This is a genomic window from uncultured Dokdonia sp., from assembly GCF_937910895.1.
Taxonomy (GTDB): domain Bacteria; phylum Bacteroidota; class Bacteroidia; order Flavobacteriales; family Flavobacteriaceae; genus Dokdonia.
Map to the genome: position 1 here is coordinate 1 of NZ_CALEMI010000149.1, position 19,102 is coordinate 19,102.

The 19,102-nt window shown below is 35.4% G+C and carries 18 protein-coding genes; 13 read left to right on the forward strand and 5 right to left on the reverse strand.

Features of this window, described 5'->3' with window-relative positions; translation table 11 throughout:
* The coding region (locus Q0505_RS17425) for an NAD(P)H-dependent oxidoreductase (RefSeq protein WP_299215623.1) at positions 1 to 385 on the forward strand (385 nt) is incomplete at its 5' end.
* Between the two features lie 5 nt (positions 386 to 390).
* Here Q0505_RS17425 and Q0505_RS17430 read toward each other — a convergent pair.
* A complete protein-coding gene (locus Q0505_RS17430) occupies positions 391 to 2,082 on the reverse strand; it encodes an alpha-amylase family glycosyl hydrolase (protein ID WP_299215625.1) in 1,692 nt (563 codons plus the stop codon).
* Between the two features lie 105 nt (positions 2,083 to 2,187).
* Here Q0505_RS17430 and menA point away from each other — a divergent pair, with 105 nt between their 5' ends.
* The 8 genes from menA (at position 2,188) to Q0505_RS17470 (ending at position 11,229) form a co-directional block, all read left to right on the forward strand.
* Positions 2,188 to 3,096: a 1,4-dihydroxy-2-naphthoate octaprenyltransferase gene (gene menA / locus Q0505_RS17435; RefSeq protein ID WP_299215627.1), complete on the forward strand. Its 909-nt coding sequence runs from the start codon at positions 2,188 to 2,190 to the stop codon at positions 3,094 to 3,096.
* A 9-nt stretch (positions 3,097 to 3,105) separates the two neighbouring features.
* Entirely contained in the window at positions 3,106 to 4,155 is a 1,050-nt protein-coding gene (gene menC / locus Q0505_RS17440; protein WP_299215629.1) for an o-succinylbenzoate synthase, read from the forward strand.
* A complete protein-coding gene (locus Q0505_RS17445) occupies positions 4,146 to 5,105 on the forward strand; it encodes a CPBP family intramembrane glutamic endopeptidase (RefSeq protein ID WP_299215631.1) in 960 nt (319 codons plus the stop codon). Before menC ends, Q0505_RS17445 begins: the two co-directional genes overlap by 10 nt.
* Before the next feature lie 53 nt (positions 5,106 to 5,158).
* Positions 5,159 to 6,250 (forward strand): AMP-binding protein, encoded by a 1,092-nt coding sequence (locus tag Q0505_RS17450; protein WP_299215633.1) that lies wholly within the window; start codon positions 5,159 to 5,161, stop codon positions 6,248 to 6,250.
* Between the two features lie 115 nt (positions 6,251 to 6,365).
* Positions 6,366 to 8,456: a von Willebrand factor type A domain-containing protein gene (locus Q0505_RS17455; RefSeq protein WP_299215635.1), complete on the forward strand. Its 2,091-nt coding sequence runs from the start codon at positions 6,366 to 6,368 to the stop codon at positions 8,454 to 8,456.
* Between the two features lie 69 nt (positions 8,457 to 8,525).
* The gene (locus Q0505_RS17460) at positions 8,526 to 9,158 is read left to right on the forward strand and encodes a hypothetical protein (protein ID WP_299215637.1); all 633 of its coding nucleotides are present in this window, start codon (positions 8,526 to 8,528) and stop codon (positions 9,156 to 9,158) included.
* 70 nt (positions 9,159 to 9,228) lie between these two features.
* Complete coding sequence (locus Q0505_RS17465) at positions 9,229 to 9,705, forward strand: hypothetical protein (RefSeq protein ID WP_299215639.1); 477 nt, start codon at positions 9,229 to 9,231, stop codon at positions 9,703 to 9,705.
* Positions 9,706 to 9,912: 207 nt separating this feature from the next.
* The gene (locus tag Q0505_RS17470) at positions 9,913 to 11,229 is read left to right on the forward strand and encodes a M24 family metallopeptidase (RefSeq protein ID WP_299215641.1); all 1,317 of its coding nucleotides are present in this window, start codon (positions 9,913 to 9,915) and stop codon (positions 11,227 to 11,229) included.
* A 101-nt stretch (positions 11,230 to 11,330) separates the two neighbouring features.
* On the opposite strand, the gene xerD is transcribed toward Q0505_RS17470, so the two are convergent.
* Entirely contained in the window at positions 11,331 to 12,236 is a 906-nt protein-coding gene (gene xerD / locus Q0505_RS17475; protein WP_299215643.1) for a site-specific tyrosine recombinase XerD, read from the reverse strand.
* 393 nt (positions 12,237 to 12,629) lie between these two features.
* Here xerD and Q0505_RS17480 point away from each other — a divergent pair, with 393 nt between their 5' ends.
* From Q0505_RS17480 to Q0505_RS17495, 4 genes are all read left to right on the forward strand, one after another.
* On the forward strand, positions 12,630 to 13,145 hold the full coding sequence (locus tag Q0505_RS17480; RefSeq protein ID WP_299215645.1) for a porin family protein: 516 nt from the start codon (positions 12,630 to 12,632) through the stop codon (positions 13,143 to 13,145).
* A gap of 192 nt (positions 13,146 to 13,337) precedes the next feature.
* Positions 13,338 to 13,754 (forward strand): type II 3-dehydroquinate dehydratase, encoded by a 417-nt coding sequence (gene aroQ / locus Q0505_RS17485; RefSeq protein ID WP_299215647.1) that lies wholly within the window; start codon positions 13,338 to 13,340, stop codon positions 13,752 to 13,754.
* Positions 13,755 to 14,083: 329 nt separating this feature from the next.
* A complete protein-coding gene (locus Q0505_RS17490; protein WP_299215649.1) occupies positions 14,084 to 14,509 on the forward strand; it encodes a hypothetical protein in 426 nt (141 codons plus the stop codon).
* 55 nt (positions 14,510 to 14,564) lie between these two features.
* Entirely contained in the window at positions 14,565 to 16,340 is a 1,776-nt protein-coding gene (locus Q0505_RS17495; protein WP_299215651.1) for a hypothetical protein, read from the forward strand.
* A gap of 76 nt (positions 16,341 to 16,416) precedes the next feature.
* Here the strand turns inward: Q0505_RS17495 and lpdA are convergent, their stop codons facing one another.
* From lpdA to msrB (Q0505_RS17510), 3 genes are all read right to left on the reverse strand, one after another.
* Positions 16,417 to 17,793 (reverse strand): dihydrolipoyl dehydrogenase, encoded by a 1,377-nt coding sequence (gene lpdA, locus Q0505_RS17500; protein WP_299215653.1) that lies wholly within the window; start codon positions 17,791 to 17,793, stop codon positions 16,417 to 16,419.
* A 121-nt stretch (positions 17,794 to 17,914) separates the two neighbouring features.
* A complete protein-coding gene (gene msrB, locus Q0505_RS17505) occupies positions 17,915 to 18,307 on the reverse strand; it encodes a peptide-methionine (R)-S-oxide reductase MsrB (RefSeq protein WP_299215655.1) in 393 nt (130 codons plus the stop codon).
* Positions 18,308 to 18,385: 78 nt separating this feature from the next.
* On the reverse strand, positions 18,386 to 18,865 hold the full coding sequence (gene msrB / locus Q0505_RS17510; RefSeq protein WP_299215657.1) for a peptide-methionine (R)-S-oxide reductase MsrB: 480 nt from the start codon (positions 18,863 to 18,865) through the stop codon (positions 18,386 to 18,388).
* Positions 18,866 to 19,102: the final 237 nt, after the last annotated feature.

Genomic DNA, 19,102 nt, shown 5'->3' on the forward strand with positions numbered 1-19,102 from the left:
TGTCCCTCTTACAACTGGAAATTGGAAAGAAGTATCAAATATAAAAATTGAAAAAAATGAACTTATTTTATCTGTCAATGAACATAACGGAACGGTTTCTGCTTTTTTTAAGAATATTCTTGATTGGCTCTCTAGAGTAGATCGTAATTTCTTAAGTGATACAAAGATTCTTTTAATGAGTACATCTCCTGGCGCCAGAGGTGCTAAAATGGCATTAGAATATACCAAAGAGGTATTGCCACGTTTCGGTGGTACTGTTGTAGAGAGTTTTAGTTTCCCTTCATTTCAAGACAACTTTGATACGGAATCTAATACTATTAAAGATGCTACATTAGCTATGGGAGTAGATGAAGTTATCGCTTCTTTTCTTCAGGAAGTAAAGTGATTATCTTATTTACCCATTTCTAATAAAGCAATATCAAATGGAGAGCTGAAGCTAACTTTCCCATCAATGACTCTTACTTTTTGTTTAGAATAGGTTTCAATGAGGTAGTCCGCTTTCGCGAAAGCGTCATCAACAAAAAACTCTTTTTTTCCAAAGGGTAGATTCAAACCAACCACCACATGATCTGTGTACTTGCCTTTAGTCAAATGACGACTAAAAATATAGTAGGGGTTGTTACTTATGACCGTATGTTTTCCTGCTCCTACCGCAGGGTGATTAGCTCTAAACTGACCTAGTTTTCTCCAATGTTCGAGTACTTTTTTTGTCTCCGTAGAATTTTTCTGATCATCCCAATTCATAAAACTACGTAGGGTAGCATCACCTTGGGTTCCTTCTATAACAAGGTTTCTGGCACTTTCATCACCATAATACACTTGTGATATTCCAGGGGTCAATAATAATTTTGTACCCGTCTCTTTTGCTTTCTTTCTTGTTATATCAAAGGGTTGTCCATCATCGTGAGAAGTGGCATAATTGGTGACGCTTACGTCTTTATGAGACGTATTGTTTATGCTGTCATATTTTGCAAACAGTGTTTCATAATCCCCTTGTGCATCATATTTAAACTGAAAATTAATCAGGTTGTCAAATCCATTTGCAAAGTAATCTACCTTGGTGCCATCTCCAAAATCAAAGGCACGTCCACCATCGACAGAATAGTTATATACTTCTCCTAGCATAAAGAATTTATTATCGTCTAACACCTTATCAGGATGTGCCGTTTTATAAGCAGCAAATGCTTTTTCGGCTTGTTCACGTAAGACTACCCAAGATGCCTCGTCTACGTGTTTTGCAGTATCTACACGATACGCATCTATGCCTAGTTCACGCACATAATCTGTGAGCCATTTGATAATATAATTACGCGGTGTTTTCTTATATTCATTTTCAGTAAAAAAGGTGTTGAGTTCTTTTATTTCTTGCTCGTAGCGCCCTTCTGCTTTCCATTTTTCAACAAGGTATTTTGGGAGTTCGACTTCTTTAGTACTTTCGGTAAGAATATCGGGTAAGTTTTCTACAAGACTACAGGCTGTTGTATTCTCATACGTAGAGAATTTACAGTTAGGATCTTCTCTTGCCCAGTCTTCTCCCCAGAACGGATCTTGATTAGTCACGGGACCTGTATGATTTAATACCACATCCATCACAATACGGATTCCATTGTTATGTGCAATATCTACCAATGCTTTTAATTCTTCCATGGTTCCAAAGTTAGGATCTAGCTGTGTCCAGTCTTTTGCCCAATATCCGTGATATCCGTAGGTGGCTCCTGTACCTTCATCTACCGCTCCGTGTATTTGCTCTACAACAGGTGTAAACCATAGTGCATTGATACCAAGTTCTTTAAAATATCCTTCTTCGATTTTGTCTTTGATCCCTTTGAGATCACCCCCTTCAAATCCTCGTAACACAGCTGTTTTCTTAGATCTGTCAAAATTAATATCGTTAGAAGGATCACCATTATGAAAACGATCTGTCAACAGAAAATACATATTGGACGCTTCCCATAAAAAAGGGGTTGGTATTTCTACTTCTTCTACAGCAATATCGGGTACGCTTTTTTCTGATGTATCTTCTTTACAGGCTGATACTAAAAACAATAAAATAAATAAGGAATAGAGCGTGTAATTCTTCATAATGATTTATTTGAAAAGCTAAGCTACTAAATTGCATTTAAAAAGCAATCCTTTTCGCGCAAAGCGAAAGAAAATAAGTATTTTTGGTATTATAAAAATTGATTTATGTCATCTTTAAAAGCTTGGATTCAAGCGGCTAGATTACGCACCTTGCCATTATCAATATCAGGAATATTAGTAGGAGGCGGGATGGCTGTACGTACTGGTTTTTTTGATTGGAGGATATGTGTATGTGCATTGTTAGCTACTTTAGGATTTCAGATCTTATCTAATTATGCAAATGATTATGGCGATGGCGTAAAAGGGACAGATAATGAAGATAGAGTAGGGCCCATGCGTGCGATGCAAAGCGGATTGCTTACAGCTTCCGATCTCAGAAAGGGAATTATCGTTACGTCCATCATTACAATTATTGTCGTTATTTATTTGATTTATATCGCTTTTGGAGCAGATCAATTAGTGCTTTCACTGGTGTTTATGTTTTTGGGGATCAGTGCTATTGTCTCTGCTATTAAATATACGGTGGGCAAAAGTGCGTATGGATATAAAGGGTTAGGAGATGTTTTTGTGTTTTTATTTTTTGGACTAGTTGCCGTGATGGGTTCTTATTTTTTATATGCACAACAACTTCCCTTAGTTCATTTTTTAGGCGCTATTACGATTGGTTTATTATCTACAACAGTATTACATCTCAATAATATGCGAGACCGTGTACAAGATCAGAAAGTAGGAAAAAACACATTGGCAGTGATGTTAGGACAACACGGTGCTTTGCGTTATCACAATATCTTATTTGGTTGTAGTATCTTGAGTTGGTTAGGTTATTTACTGCTTTCTCATGCAGAACCGATTTTATTTATGAGTTGTTTGGCTTTTTTACCATTGTTAGCTCATTTTATAAAAGTGCAAAAAACAAAAAATCATATCTTATTAGATCCGCAATTAAAAGTGGTGGCATTATCTACTTTTTTACTTTCGGTGTTATTCTTTACCATTGCATACGTCACTATTTAAACTTTTTTTTTGAAAGCTACCTATCATAAACATATTCTCAATTTTAAAAGAGCCAGCGGTACGTCTAGAGGGGTTTTAAAAACAAAAGAGACTTGGTATATCGTCGTAGAAGATGGTGCTAAAAAAGGAATCGGAGAATGCGGTATTTTAAGAGGATTAAGTTTTGACGATCGCCCAGATTATGAAGAACGCTTGCGATGGACGTGTGCAAATATCGCCAAAGGTTCAGACGTTCTTTGGGAAGCACTTAAAGACTTTCCGAGCATTCAATTTGGTGTGGAGATGGCGTTTCTTTCTTTGAAATCTTCAGATCCTTTTGTGTTGTTTCCATCCAAATTCACAGATCATACAGATGCTATTGCAATCAACGGCTTGGTGTGGATGGGCGATGAAGTATTTATGAAAGAGCAGATAGAAGAAAAACTAGCTGCAGGTTTTGATTGTATCAAGATGAAAATAGGGGCTATTGATTTTGAAAAAGAGCTAGCGTTGCTTCGGTTTATACGGACGCATTACGATGCTTCAAAAATCACATTACGAGTAGATGCGAATGGTGGGTTTGCTTTCGCGAAAGCAAAAAAAGTTTTAAAACAATTGGCGACCTTAGATATCCATTCTATAGAACAACCTATCGCAGTGAGGAATTGGGAACAGATGAAAGAACTTTGCGCTGAAACCCCAACGCCTATTGCACTAGACGAAGAATTAATTGGCATCACAGATGTAACAAAAAAACGAGATTTACTACAAACCGTACGGCCACAATACATCATATTGAAACCAAGTTTTATAGGTGGATTCCGAGGAAGTAAAGAATGGATAGATCAAGTAGAAGCACTAGGCATACAATGGTGGATCACCTCTGCTTTAGAAAGCAATGTAGGATTGAACGCCATTGCACAATGGACGTACAAATTACAAGCCGAAGGACCACAAGGACTGGGTACCGGAAGCCTTTTTACAAACAATATACAATCGCCTCTAGAAGTAAGAGCAGGGGCTTTACATTACAATAATCAACTAGATTGGAATTTTAATACAGATACATTATGTTTATAGAACAAGCTTATAAAGGGTTACACGATTGGTGGAGATATTTGTTAGGATTTTTTGCCATATTTATTTTAGGATGGCAAATCATAGGGGTGATTCCAATATTTGCGAGTGCCTTTGCTAGGTCATCTAGTATGGGAGCGTTTTTGAAATCTTCTGAAGAGATGTTTTTAAATCTCTATGAAGGAGAGAGCAATCTCTATTTAGTTTTGATGTTATTCACATTTATAGGAGGACTCATTGTATTGATTCCTGTTGTAAAATATTTCCATAAGCAAAAGTTTGTAACGATGCTTACAGCTAGACCTAAGCTAGATTGGAAACGAATATTCTTTGCTTTTGGCATTTGGGCGGCTTTTTCTATTATCACTACGATCATAGCGTATTATGCCTCACCAGAAGATCTACAATGGAATTTTAATTTAATGCCCTTCTTGGGATTGCTTGCTATTACTTTACTGATGTTGCCTTTGCAAACTAGCTTTGAAGAATTTTTGTTCAGAGGATATCTAATGCAAGGTGTAGGAATGATAGCTAAAAACAGGTGGGTACCTTTGCTTTTTACATCATTGGTTTTTGGATTGATGCATGCATTTAATCCTGAAATTGAAAAATTAGGATACAGTGTATTATCTATCTATATAGGTTTAGGATTCTTTTTAGGAATCATCACATTAATGGATGATGGTATGGAGTTGGCTTTAGGCTTTCACGCGGCTAATAACATGATTATAGCCTTGTTAGTAACATCAGATTGGACGGCTTTACAAACGAATTCTATATTTCTTGATGTATCAGAACCCTCTGCCATCGGTCAAATTGTACCTATATTCATTATTTTACCTATCTTATTATTTGTATTTGCCAAAAAATACAAATGGACAAATTGGAAAGACAAATTAACAGGACGTATCCTTCCTAAAGAAATTATAGAAGTAGAAGTACTTGAAAATTAATGATAACATTAAGGTAACTTTTGCTTTATACAAAGGGTCTACTTTAGTTAATTATGGTAGAAAGTAAAGAGCGATATACACGTGTACATCCCAAATTCAAATTGAATGGGACGTCTTATTCTATGGCTTCTTTGCGAGCATTGGCGTACGATTTTATAAAAGAAGGCGAGCCTTATGAAGAGTCCGTAGGAACATTTTTATTGGACTGGCTGAATGATAAATCCTATGTTACGGTAAAAACCTCAGGGTCTACAGGTGCTCCCAAAGCGATAAAGATTAAAAAAATACACATGTTTAATAGTGCGAAGGCAACTGCTAAGCATTTTAAACTTCCAGAAAAAACAACCGCATTACTATGCTTGCCTGCCGATTTTATTGCAGGTAAAATGATGTTGGTACGGGCAATGGTTTTAGGATGGCATATAGACATGGCGCAACCTACCTCCAATCCTTTGGATACCGTATATCGTCGCTATGATTTTTGTGCGATGACGCCTTTTCAGTTAGACAACTCCTTATCTAGATTACATCTTCTTTCAAAGCTCATTGTCGGTGGCGGTGCTATTTCTGAGGTATTACTAAAAAGACTACAGGGAATTTCTACCAAAGTATATGAAACGTACGGAATGACAGAAACCGTAACACATATTGCTGCTAGGCGTGTCAATCCTAAAAAGAAAAAGGAAGGACGTATTCCTTTTAAAACCCTATCAAAAGTAAGCGTTCACACAGATGATCGTGGCTGTCTTGTCATCAAAGCACCCTTGGTAAGTACAGATCCTGTGATCACAAATGATTTGGTGCAGCTAGAGACGTATAAGAAGTTTATTTGGTTAGGTCGGGTGGATAATGTGATTAATAGTGGCGGTATAAAACTATATCCCGAACAGATAGAGCACAAGTTATCTCCTATGATTGATGTACCTTTTTTTGTCGCCGGAATCCCAGATGATGCGTTAGGAGAGAAGTTAGTTTTATTTGTAGAGCAGGAGGAAGAGTTCGCTTTCGCGAAAGCGGAATACGACTCCACCCATTTTGAAAAATATGAAATTCCTAAAACTATTTTCTCTATCCCAAGGTTTGAACGCACCGTAAACGGAAAGCTGCAAAGAGGGCAAACCGTCTATAAAATGCTCAAAGCATAAGTATCATTTCTTCAAAAAGTAGACTTCCCTCATCCGATGGGTAAGTTCCCTCATTGTTTATTTTATATACTGTTATTCTAAAGTAGGTTTGGATTGAATTTAAAAATCTAAAGCCATGAAAACAATATTACAAATTGCCATCGTATTATTAATCCAACTACCTCTTTTTGCACAAACCATCACGATAAACGGTACCGTAAGTGAAGAAAACGGTCCACTTCCTGGAGCTTGTGTGCTTATAAAAGGAACGTCTAGTCAAGTCGCTACAGATTTTGACGGAAACTATACCATAAAAGCAAAATCAACTGATGTATTGGTATTTTCTTATGTGGGGTATACAAGACAAGAAGTTACCGTAGGAACACAAACCACTATTAATGTCACACTAGCATCAGATAATGTACTAGATGAGGTTATTGTCACTGCTCAAGGAATAAAGCGAGAAAAGAAAGCTTTTGGGTATGCTGTGAGTACTGTATCATCAGAAGAAATGTCAAGTAGAAAACAGAAACGAACATCACTCTCTACTATTCTAAATGGACGAGTAGTAGGAGCTAATGTCATAGAGAGTACTCAAAAAATACAAAGAAATACTCAAAAGTATATTTCTAAAAATGCACCTATCTATATCGTTGATGGAGTTCCTATTGACCCATCACACGTAGACTTAGTAAAAAATATAGATCAAGATGTAATTGAAAGAAAGACAGTGCATGCTCCTAGCGAGAGTATCAAACTATTTGGATCAGAAGCAAGAAATGGTTGTGTAATTATTACTACCAAAAAAGGAAATTATCGTGTAGAGAATGACGAGAGTTATAAGGCATTGTTTGAAAACCAATTTAAGAGTGTAATGTTTGATCCACTCTCTACTATGTCTATAGATGTGGATAAAGCAGGATATAGCAACGTACGCAGAATGATCAATAACGGACAGGAAATTCCGATATATGCTGTAAAAATTGAGGAGATGATTAATTATTTTGACTATAATTATGCGCCACCTACAGATGATAAACCTTTTGCTGTACATTCAGAAGTAGTAGAAACTCCGTGGAATAAAGATACACAGTTAGTACGCATCGGGCTTAAAGGAAAAGAATTAAACACCGATGAACTTCCAGCGTCTAACTTGACATTTTTGATTGATGTTTCTGGATCAATGTCTAGTGCAAATAAGCTGCCTTTATTACAATCTGCTTTTGGAGTATTAGTAAAAAAGCTACGAAAAGAAGACAAGGTTTCTATTGTGGTCTATGCAGGGGCTGCTGGTGTTGTATTAGAACCTACTTCTGGAGATCAAAAAGAAAGAATTATGAACGCTATCAATAATCTAAGTGCAGGAGGATCTACTGCAGGAGGACAAGGCATAGAACTTGCGTATAAGTTAGCAAAAGAGCATTTTATTAAGAAGGGGAATAATCGTGTGATTCTCGCTACCGATGGAGATTTTAATGTAGGACAAAGTGGTGATGACGATATGCAACGGTTGATTGAAGAAAAAAGAGATTCTGGTATATTCTTAACTTGTTTAGGCTTTGGTATGGGGAATTATAAAGATTCAAAACTAGAAACACTGGCTGATAAAGGAAATGGAAATCACGCTTACATCGATACGATGCAAGAAGCACATAAATTTTTAGGAAAAGAATTTGGTGGTACACTATATACCATTGCAAAAGATGTAAAAATTCAAGTAGAGTTTAATCCAACACTTGTAAAATCATATCGTTTGATAGGTTATGAAAATAGATTACTTGCCAATGAAGATTTTGCAGATGACAAAAAAGATGCAGGAGAGATTGGAAGTGGACATACAGTAACAGCACTTTATGAAATTGTTCTAGTAGATTCTTCGTATGATCCTGTTCCAGATAATACCCTCAAATACCAAACTCAAAAGATAAATAATCCTGTGATGGATAATGAGTTACTCACTGTAAAATTCAGATATAAAGCTCCTGAAGGAACACAAAGTAAATTATTTTCTGAAATCGTCTATAATAAAGTAAAACCGATAGCTACAGCGAGTGAAGATGTGAAATTTATTTCGGCGGTAGCGATGTTTGGAATGCAACTTAGAGATTCAAAATTCACAAAAAATACAACCCAAGAAGATGTACTAGTACTCGCACAATCAGGTAGAGGCGAAGATGAAGATGGTTTTAGAGCAGAGTTTATTCGTCTTGTGAAAACAAGAAATTAATACCACCACTATAGATCCACTTATAAGGAAGAGTTTATACACTCAGTAATAATTTAAAATAGAGAACACATGAAAACATATATCATTTATATAGTACTTATACTTACGACAATACAAATAAGAGCACAAGAAGACGTTTCTACAACAGTCATTAAATTAAAAGATTTAATCACTCATGCAGCAGATTCATATCCAAATGAAGAACCACAACAAATTTATTTATTAATAGAAACAGGCGTCTCAGGCGTCTCTTCAGATCATCGGTTCTTTTTAGAACAGGGCGTGCAATTATTGCTAAAAAGATTGCAGCCGGAAGACAAAATAGCTATTGGCACCTATGGAGGAAGTAATACAACAATTGTATCTTATACAGAAGCTTCTAATGCAAGTCATATACTTAATGAATTACAAAAAATATATACCATCACTCATCAAAACACTGGCAATGACGGTATAGATATCGCATATCAGTTTGCAAAAAACCATTATGTAGAAGATTCAGAAAATAAAGTGATTATGATGCGTAATGATCAAGTGACAGGAAATACCATCGTTACAAACGCCTCAGTAGAAAAAGAAAGTAAACATAAAATGACAAGAGCTGAGCGTAAAGAAGCTGGACAGCCGTATAAATTAGGAGGCGCTATCGCCATTACAGCACTTAGTATTTTACCAGAAGTACTAGAAATAATCAAAGATTAAGATTGAGGCATCATTTTTGAAACATTTTATAATCAAATAAAAGATTGCATCTTTGTAAAAAATATTAGAAATGAAACATACACTTGTTTTTGCGCTTGTTCTTTTTTTAGCAACCCTATCTGTAGAAGCTCAAAACTTAGGTAATATCCAGCGAGGTCAACGAGGATATTCACCTCAAGCAAAACCCACAGAAGCAGGGGAACCTGAGAAGCCAGATGTAAACCAATTGAGTATAGAGAAAGCAACACTTTATAAAGAAATGTTAGGTATTGACGTATTTCAAAAAGAAGTATTACGTACCTATCTAAAAGATTACTATACAGCCCGCGTAGATGTAGATTATAACCCAGAATTAAAATTTGAGGACAAACAAAAGCTAATCAACGCAGAGCAAAAGAAGTTTGAGAAAGCCCTCAAGGAAGTATTTTCAGATGATCAAGTAGAACAAATCCTTCTAGAAGAACAATTTGGAAATAGAGCCAAAAAGAAAAAGAAAGAGGATAAAAAGAAGAAAAAGAAGAAGAAGAGTAAAAAGGAAAAAGGATAATATTCAAGTATCATCCATTTTAAAAGAGTGCTATACGGCACTCTTTTTTATTAGTGAAACGTTGTTTTTTAGAGTTGCGAAGCAATACATATAAAACGGTTAGTGGAATTAATCCCGCTTTTTAGCGAAATCTAAAATCTAAATCCTCGAAGTAAGCTTCGAGGATTATTTTTTTACGTAATTTTATTCATTCCTAAAACCTGTTTTATGATGACAAGAATATATACTTTTTTCCTTATCCTACTATCATTTGCTACGACGGCTCAAGTGATATCAGAACGTGATCGCGCAGTTGTGGTAGACGACATTTTGGAAGACCGTTTTAATACACTCCTTCCTAAGCTCATGGATCGAGCGGATATTGATATGTGGATCTTAATTTCTAGAGAGTATAATGAAGACCCTGTACTTAAAACCATGTTACCTGCTACTTGGTTAAATGCACGTAGACGTACCATTCTTGTTTTTTATAGAGATCAAGAAAAAAATACCATCGAAAAATTAGCAGTGGCAAGATACAATATAGGTAAAAGTATCACCTCTGCTTGGGATAAAGAAAAAGAGCCAGATCAATGGAAAGCCCTCACAAAAATTATAGAAGCACGTAACCCTAAAAAAATTGGACTTAACTATTCTGATAATTTTGGACTTGCAGACGGTATTGTACGTACCGATTATAATGAGTTCTTAGAAGCATTACCACCTTCGTATGCTTCTAAAATTGTATCAGCAGAAAAACTGGCGATTGGTTGGATCGAATCACGTACGCCAAAAGAAATACAGTATTTTGAACAATTGGTAGCTATCACACATGATATTATTAAAGACGCCTTTAGCAGTAAAGTCATTACCCCAGGTACCACCACAACAGATGATGTCGTTTGGTATTTAAGACAACGTGTGACAGATATGGGATTAGAAACTTGGTTTCATCCTACTGTAGATATACAACGTAGTAACGAAAAACTGGCAAGCCACATAGAATCATTTTCAAATAGACCTGAAGGTAAAGTGATCCAGAAAGGAGATCTGTTACATTGTGATTTTGGAATTACCTATTTAAGATTAAATACTGATTGTCAACAACATGCTTATGTGCTTAAGGACGGAGAGAAGCAAGCACCTCAATATCTTGTAGATGCGCTTGCCGATGGAAACCGAGTGCAAGATATCTTAACCACCAATTTTCAGACAGGAAAAACAGGAAATCAAATCCTATTAAAAGCGCTCAAAGAAGGAAAAGATGAGCAACTTGTCCCTTCTATTTATACGCATCCATTAGGTTTGTACGGACACTCCGCAGGACCTACCATTGGTATGTGGGATAGTCAAGGCGGTGTGCCAGGCACGGGAGATTATCCACTGTATGAAAATACAGCCTACGCTATAGAATTGAATACCACCGTTACGATTCCTGCTTGGGAAAAAGATATTCGGATTATGCTGGAAGAAGCAGGTTTCTGGGGCGAAGATGGATTCAGATATGTCTCAGGAAGACAAGAAGATTTGATTTTGATAGATTAGAATTTCTATATGATTTCAAAGAGAAGTATTGTTTTTTACGCTTTCGCGAAAGCGTATATTAAATCACTCTAATTGAAAGTTAGTTTTTGAACTTCAATAGATTAGTTTTCTTTACTTCTAGGGTGGTATTTTTGTAATACATCAGAAAGCTGAGACCTATCTACGTGCATATATATATCGGTGGTGGTAATGCTTTCATGACCCAGCATTTGCTGAATGGAGCGTAGGTCGGCGCCGTTTTGAAGTAAATGCGTAGCAAAACTATGTCTAAACGTATGCGGACTAATGGTCTTTTGTATTCCCGCTTTTATAGCCAAATCCTTAATAATCGTAAAAACCATGGCTCGTGTTAGCTGCCGTCCTCTGCGATTTAAAAATAAGGTGTTGCTATATTCAGGTTTTGGAGCGGTATGTATTCTTACTTCATTACGATATAAGTTAACATACTTTTGCGTGTGCTCACTTATAGGTACAAAACGCTGTTTATCTCCTTTTCCAGTTACACTAATAAACCCCTCCTCAAAATATAAATCAGAGAGTTGTAATGTGATTAACTCAGACACACGAAGACCACAGGCATACAGACATTCTAGCATGGCTCTATTGCGTTCTCCCTGCGGATGTCCTAAATCTATAGCAGCAATCAGTTGGTCTATTTCTTCTTCAGAAAGCGTGTCTGGTAACTTACGACCTATTTTTGGAGGGTCAATGAGATCTGTAGGATTATCATTTCGATAATCTTCAAAAATCAAATAGGTGAAGAATCCTTTTAATCCTGATAAAATCCGTGCTTGTGATCTTGGCTGTACTTCTTTTGCAATATCATAGACAAACTTTTGAAGCTCTTCTTTTGTAATAGTAATTGGACTTTTGGTGATCTGATGTTCCTCTAGAAAACGAATTAGTTTTGTGAGATCTCTAGAATAATTGGAAATTGTATTGTCAGAAAGTCCGCGCTCTATACGCAGATAATTCTTATAATCGGTAACACTATTTTTCCAATTCATGCAGAGATACTTTTGTCATTAAAACGTTAGTATAGTATGTATAAAAGACACGAAGTCTAAAATACTTGTTTTTTATGTAATCTAGAGGGATATGACTATTTCTACTTCAATTTAAAAAGTACGTATTTACAAAAAAAATAGTGCAATACTTATTTTTAATCTAGCGTAATGATGATTCTTAAAAAGGAAGTTTTTACACGTTTAAAAATTAGTTTTCAATTTTATTATGACACTTATATTTTGACTATGAGACTAGTATGGCAAAAGTAATAGTAGTCTGATTTTTTTATTTTTCCTTATTTTAAGAAAAATTTACAATATAAAAATCAATTTGTTTTGTAACAATTTGTAACTATGTAGTCTAATACAAACGAACAATTAATTAAAACAATTATGAAAAAAATTATTCTTTTAGCCGCTGCGGCATTTATGATCACCACAGGTGTTAACGCACAAGAGACTACTTTTGGAGCAAAAGCAGGTTTTACAAGCGGAAATGCAAAAGTAGATGTAGGAAGTGCTAGTGTATCTTCTAGCGAAAGCGGATTTTTTGTAGGTCTTGTTGTAGACATTCCTGTATCAGAAGGATTTCATGTACAGCCTGAAGCATTGTATACAAATATAGATGATACTAGCTTTTTACAAATTCCTGTATTGGCTAAATACTTAATTGGAGAAACTGGACTTAACCTACAGGCAGGTCCTCAGTTTAACCTTGTTTTGGAAGAAACAGCAGATGATTTTTCATCACTTTCTGTTGGATTAACAGGTGGGGTTGGATTTGACTTTACAGAAAAGTTCTTTGCAGAAGCACACTATAATGTGCAGTTAACAAATAGTTTTACTGGAAGTGAAGATATAACGTCAAAAATTGATTTCTTTAATATAGGTGTAGGATATAGATTCTAATCTTATAAGTTTTACTAATAAGAAAGTGCTTTCTCGTTTGGGAGCACTTTTTTTATGTCTTGTAATGTGGTATTTTTACGCTTTCGCGAAAGCGTAAATCTTAGTACAATAAACGTATTTAAAAAGTTTCAATACAATAGAAATAATGAATATGCGAATTACAATTGACTTCTATAACAATAAAATAAACAGATGAAATTACGCATCATTAACGGTCCCAATCTTAATCTCTTAGGAAAACGTGAACCAGAAATATATGGAGGTAAGTCTTTTGAAGATTATTTTAGAGACCTGCAATTTAAGTATCGAAATATTGAACTTTCATACACGCAATCTAATATAGAAGGAGAATTGATTACTCAGATCCAAGAATCTGATGGCATGTATGATGGTATTATTTTAAATGCTGCGGCATATACACATACCTCAATAGGTATAGGTGATGTAGTTGCTGCTATAGAAATTCCTGTGATTGAAGTACATATCTCTAATACATTTGCGCGTGAAGAGTTCAGACATCAGTCTTTTATATCAAAGTATGCAAAAGGAGTTATTTTAGGATTCGGCTTACAAAGTTATGATCTGGCTATTCAAAGCTTCATAAAGTAATACCAGTTATGAATTAAATTTACTGAAAAAGAAAATGATAATTTTTTTTCTTTATATAAGAAAGAAAAATTAATCATAGCCTTAGTTACGATTTCTTTTTATTTTGAAATAGAAAGGAAAAAAGGGTATTTTATTACAGTAAATTTAATTCGCAAATGGTGTAAGCTATCATTTTAGATGACTTAGGTCGTGTAACTACTTTTTGTTATATTACTTACTAATCAGGTAATAAGAAAAAATATACTAGGAACTGGGTATTTTTACGTGCTTTTTTTAGATGTATTTTTATACTTTTAGTAATCAATACTTTATTTAAAAAATATACTATTATGATAGCACCTATTACTTTATCTGAAACAAACGCTACTCAAGCGAATACAGACTTTGACGATGCTTTGAAAAATGTACCAGCAACACTTATTTTGGTAATAGGTAACAATGCACTGGCAAAAGAAGCTATACAAAGGATTTCAGATTCTATCAATTCTGATGATCATTTTTACAAAGGAGTACGCGTTGTACATGCTCCTAAGATTGATTACATTCTAGATACTTTAAAAGGGTTGCATGTGAGTCCAAGATTAGAAGCTATAGATTGGACTGCAGTGAATTCTTATGTGTTTTTGTCAATTACTAATGTTTTTAATAATATAAGCAATGTGGTATTAGCTTCTAAGTATGATACGCAACCAAATTATAATACAGAACAATCGATTATGTTGGCGTTGGCTTATGATAAAAATTTAAACGAATAAAGTTATGAGCATAAAAATAAATTTCCGGGCTCTTATTTTTCTTTACTGCTTTTGTTTGTCAGTAACCATGTCTTATGCTCAGGATGACAAATCCGTATTTTCTATTTTAGAGAAAGATAGAGATGGTGGTTATCAGGACAAAGATTCCTCCTATATTAATAACCGAATCGTAGATATCAATAGTGTTTTACAAATTGATTTAGATTTGGGAGAAATCACTTCAAAATTAGAAGAAAATACAACGGGATTGCCCACTGATATTGGAGAAAAAATCAGAAAGCTTACCATAGCTTTAAAAGAACGTAAAAAAGTTCTGAAAACATTTGATAGTTTATTGAATACGTATGACTACGATACATTCAAAGATACACCTGCTCTTAATGAGCAATGGGCGGCTGCTATGCAGCAACCAGCGATGAGTGTAGTAAGTCTTTGGGATGTAAGCCCTTATATTATGTCTGGAGATCCGGACGATAGGGATGTAAGTGTAAGACCTGGACCAACTTATAAAAGAGCGCAAATAGAACTAGAACGCATGACTAAAGAAGTCGAAGATTTTGCTGAGAAGCAAGGAATCTACGTTCAATTTGGGGCATGGTTGTATAAAAAGAATAACCAAAATACGCCATTACATATTCCAGGATTTGATTCTATTCAACCACAAACGTCTTATGAAGTAGATCGATGGAGAATACTTCCTACACCCAAGCAACTAGCAGATTTACAAGAAGCCAGTGCGTTAGCAAAAGAGAACAAGGATAAAGGGGTATCAGTGCTTAAAAAGACTATTGACATAGAAGTAAAACAATTAGAGGAAGTGCTTACAGGGCAATTTAACTCACTGGTGGACTCTTTGAATCTAGAAGTGCAACAGTTGCAACAAATAGCTACTGATGAAATCACCCCCATTATTACAGAGTTTGAGGCTTTAAAAACATCCATTGAGACTTTTAAGAGTAGTGTAAAACAACGTATCTCCTATTATAAAGGTTTAGATATCAACTCAGCACTTGTGGTAACACAAGCAATAACACAAATTGAAAGTGATGTGGATTTTATTAAAAATGAGGGTCAAGCATTATTAACTCAAGCAACTAAGTTGTATAATGATATTAAAGCGTCAATAGATAGTACCATTACCAACGCCGATGCGCTAGAAGGGCTTGCAGAAAATATTAAGAATTATTTAAAAACGTGGTTAGATACTACACTAGAAAAAACGGATATTTCTGCAATAAAACAACTTTTACAAGGAACTCCCGTAGATTTTGAGTTGTTAAAATTTAGCGATAAGGTTTTTAAATTATCGTTAAAAGATCTACCAAAACAAGCAGATTTAGATTTATATACTGCTGGAATACGACAAGATGGAGATCGAGTAGCGTTTAAGTTTCAAGTAGCTACGAAGGAGAAAACTATATATACAGAGAATAGAGAAGTGTATATGTTTAGAATTTTACCTCATATAGAAAGTACGGTAGGTGTTATTTTTGCAGATCCTTTGGCAAGAACAAATGTAAAAACACAATTTCAGATGGCTCCATATTATAACTTAATTCTTAAAGGATTATGGGATCAAAAGTTAAGAAGAAAAAGTGTCACCTATAATCGTATTTTTGATTGGGGAATTGGACTTCATATTTCTGCTCCAGATTTTGATGGCGATGATGTGCCCGAGTTAGGAGCAGGTTTAGTTCTTTCCATACTACACGATTATGTGCAGTCAGGAATTGCTATTAATGTATTTACAGGAGATCCTTATTGGTACTTTGGCTTGAGATTACCCATACCCTCTTTTAATATAGGTTCGATTCCTACATCATCAAATTAAAAATACATTGTATACCATAAAAAAAACACCTTATTGAAATTTCAATAAGGTGTTTTTTTATGAAGTGATTTATATGTTATAAATGAATGACTTCACCATACGCATCTGCTACGGCTTCCATCACGGCTTCACTCATTGTTGGGTGTGGGTGAATGGTTTTTAGAACCTCGTGCCCTGTAGTTTCTAGTTTACGTCCAAGAACAGCTTCTGCGATCATATCGGTAACACCTGCACCAATCATGTGACATCCTAGCCATTCTCCATACTTCGCATCAAAGATAACTTTTACAAACCCATCTTTAGCTCCAGAAGCACTCGCTTTACCAGAAGCAGAGAATGGAAATTTACCAACTTTAAGTTCGTAACCTGCTTCTTTAGCTTGCTTTTCTGTCATTCCTACACTTGCGATTTCTGGTGAAGCGTATGTACATCCAGGAATGTTTCCGTAATCAATAGCTTCCACGTGCATTCCAGCTATTTTCTCAACACAGGTAATTCCTTCTGCAGAAGCTACGTGAGCAAGTGCGGGTCCTTTAGTCACATCACCAATTGCATAATATCCTGGGATGTTTGTTTGGTACCAATCGTTTACAATTATTTTATCACGATCTACGACAATACCAACATCTTCTAGTCCTATATTCTCAATATTTGTTTTAATACCTACTGCAGAAAGTACGATATCTGCTTCTAGAATTTCTTCTCCTTTTTTTGTTTTAACGGTAGCTTTTACTCCGTTTTCTGTTTTTTCAACTTTCTCAACAGAACTATTGGTCATTACAGTAATTCCTGCTTTTTTCATAGAACGTTCAAATTGTTTTGAAACATCCTCATCTTCTACAGGAACTACATTTGGCATATACTCTACGATAGTTACTTCTGTTCCCATCGAGTTATAAAAACTTGCAAATTCTACTCCAATCGCACCAGAACCAACCACAATCATTTTCTTAGGCTGTTTGTCTAAGGTCATTGCCTTGCGATATCCTATAACCGTTTCTCCATCTTGAGGTAAACTTGGTAGTTCTCTAGAGCGAGCCCCTGTTGCTATGATAATATGATCTGCACTATACTCTTTACCGTCAACTTCTACTTTCTTTCCAGGCTTTATTTTACCATAGCCTTCAATCACATCAATTTTATTTTTTTTCATCAGGAATTGAACACCTTTACTCATTCCTTCTGCGACTCCACGACTCCGTTTTACAACGGCAGCAAAATCTTTATCTACATTATCTACTTTAAGACCGTAATCTTCAGCATGCTTAAGGTATTCAAAAACTTGGGCACTTTTAAGTAATGCTTTTGTAGGGATACATCCCCAATTTAAACATACACCTCCGAGGCTTTCTTTTTCTACAACTGCAGTTTTTAACCCCAGTTGAGAAGCTCTAATAGCTGTTACATATCCGCCAGGGCCACTCCCTAAAACGATAACATCATACTTGCTCATAGTTAGATTTTTTATGGTCTATTTTACAGTGCGAAAATACATATTAAACACCATATCTTAAAACTAAAATCCCGAAGTGTTTCCTCAGGATTCTAATTCCTCATTTTATTTTGAAAAGTAATTATTCTTTAAAATTGATACTGGCAGAGTTCACACAGTATCGTTGTCCTGTTTCTGTAGGGCCGTCATTAAAAACATGACCTAAGTGAGAACCGCAGTTTGCACATACTATTTCGGTACGCATCATTCCAAGTGTAGTATCTCTTATATATTCAACAGTACCATCTATAGAGGCATCAAAACTTGGCCATCCACAGCCGCTATCAAATTTTTGGGAACTCTCAAATAACTTAGCATTACACGCACCACAGTGATAAGCGCCATCTTCTTTGTGTAGGTTGTACTCACCTGTAAATGGACGTTCAGTTCCTTTTTTTCGAAGAATCGCATAACGCTCTGGACCTAATTCTTCTAGCCATTCAGCTTCAGTTTTATCTACGGGGTATTTTTTCATAACATTATTATTTTCGCGAAAGCGGAAATCTTTTCTTAGTTAGTTCTATATTACAAGTCAATAGGCAATTCCTTTTTCTCATTCTCCTTCTGGTACAAATACCAAAGCATCACCATTTATGCAGTGACGTTTGCCAGTAGTATTTTTCGGGCCATCATTAAATACGTGTCCCAAATGACCTCCACACGTTGCACAATGCTCTTCTGTTCTTGTATATCCTAGTTTACGATCTGTAGCGTATGCTACATTTCCTTCAACAGGACGATCAAAACTTGGCCATCCTGTACCGCTATCAAATTTGTGTTTTCCTTCAAAAACAGGAGTGCCACAACCTGCACATTTATACGTTCCGTCTGAGTAAATTTTGTTCAATTCACTAGAAAACGGTCGCTCGGTACCTTCCTCGCGTAATATATAATATTGATCTTCAGTCAGTTCAGCTTTCCATTCAGCTTCTGTTTTTTGAACAGGGAATACTTCAGTTTCTTTTTCTTGTGCTTTTCCATTACAGCTTACTAACAGCAATGTAAATAAAGCAAGTGCACATTGTTTTATCATAACGTTTCTCTTTTTTGTAAAAATACGATTTATCGGTTTTTATGTCGTTAAAACTATTCTAAAATGACACATTAAAATTTTGTGCACAAACTAACAACTATAACGTTGTAGATTTAAGGAGCTGCCCGTAAACAAGGGTTTCTCTTTTTTATGGGAACTAATATGTTGATTTTTTAATGTATTTTTCACATATTAATAGTTACAAAATAAGAGATTTGTCTTAAATTATTAAACTCG